Below are 1,271 nucleotides of genomic sequence, written 5' to 3'. Positions count from 1 at the left end.
GGTGTCTGGGTTCAGGACATAGGAAACCGGTGTGTCAGGACATAGGAAACCCTGCACCGGTCACGATGACGGATGACGATCGCCCGACTGGTTATCACCGCCGTTATCCTCGAGGGCCGCACCCAGGCCGAGGTCGCCCGCAGCTACGGAGTGTCCAAAGGCTGGGTCAGCAAACTCATCCACCGCTACCGCCTCGAGGGCGAGTCCGCGTTCGAACCCCACTCCCGGCGACCCCACCACAGCCCCAACCAACTCGATGACACCACCACCGCCCTCATCGTCCACCTTCGACACGAACTCACCGCCCGCGGTGCCGACGCCGGCGCGGAAACCATCGCCTGGCACCTGCACCAACACCACACCCTCACCGTCTCAACCACGACGATCTGGCGAACCCTCAAACGAGCAAACCTGATCACCCCCGACCCCAAGAAGCGACCCAAGAACACCTACATCCGCTTCCAATCAGAGCAACCCAACGAGACCTGGCAATCAGACTTCACCCACTGGTCACTCGCCGACGGAACCGACATCGAGATCCTCAACTGGCTCGACGACCACTCCCGCTACGCCCTCAGCTGCACCGCCCACCACCCCGTGACCGTCACCGCCGTGCTCAACACCTTCCGCACCACCATCACCAACCACGGGACCCCCGCCTCCACCCTGACCGACAACGGGCTCGTCTTCACCGCCCGATACCGCAAAGGACGCAACGCCTTCGAAACCGAACTGCGAAACCTGAACATCGAGCAGAAGAACGGACACCCCAACCACCCGCAAACTCAAGGCAAAGTCGAACGCTTCCAACAAACCCTGAAGAAAGCCCTCGCCAGCAACCCGCCCGCCTCAACCATCCACGAACTCCAACAGCAGCTCGACACCTTCCGCGACTACTACAACACCCGGCGCCCCCACCGCTCACTCCACGGCCTAACCCCAGCCGCCGCCTACACCGCCCGCCCCAAAGCAACCCCCACCGGATCCACCACCCGAGAACACAACCGCATCCGCCGCGACCACATCGACACCAACGGAAAACTAACCCTCCGCCACAACGGAAAACTCCACCACATCGGCATCGGACGAACCCACGCCCGAACCCCCGTCCTGATGCTGATCCAAGACCTCAACATCCACATCATCAACGCCACCACCGGCGAACTGATCCGCGAACTCACCCTCGACCCCACCAAGGACTACCAACCCCAAAACAAAGAAAACCGCTGAACCCAGGGGTTCAACGGTTTCCTATGTCCCGAGACAGGACA

The 1,271-nt window shown here is 61.9% G+C and carries 1 protein-coding gene; it reads left to right on the top strand.

Going from position 1 to position 1,271, the window contains the following annotated elements; genetic code table 11:
• The first annotated feature begins 72 nt into the window (after positions 1-72).
• Positions 73-1,230, top strand: a complete 1,158-nt coding sequence (locus G3T37_RS14530; RefSeq protein ID WP_163474633.1) for an IS481 family transposase — start codon at positions 73-75, stop codon at positions 1,228-1,230.
• Positions 1,231-1,271: the final 41 nt, after the last annotated feature.

The organism is Galbitalea soli (genome assembly GCF_010686725.1).
GTDB lineage: Bacteria > Actinomycetota > Actinomycetes > Actinomycetales > Microbacteriaceae > Galbitalea > Galbitalea soli.
The sequence above is the reverse complement of the archived record's forward strand: the minus strand, read 5'-3'. Positions and strand labels throughout refer to the sequence as shown.

Bases quoted from the DNA above. Each gene is read 5' to 3' on its own strand.
- G3T37_RS14530 (WP_163474633.1), top strand. From the start codon at position 73: ATGACGATCGCCCGACTGGTTATCACCGCCGTTATCCTCGAGGGCCGC.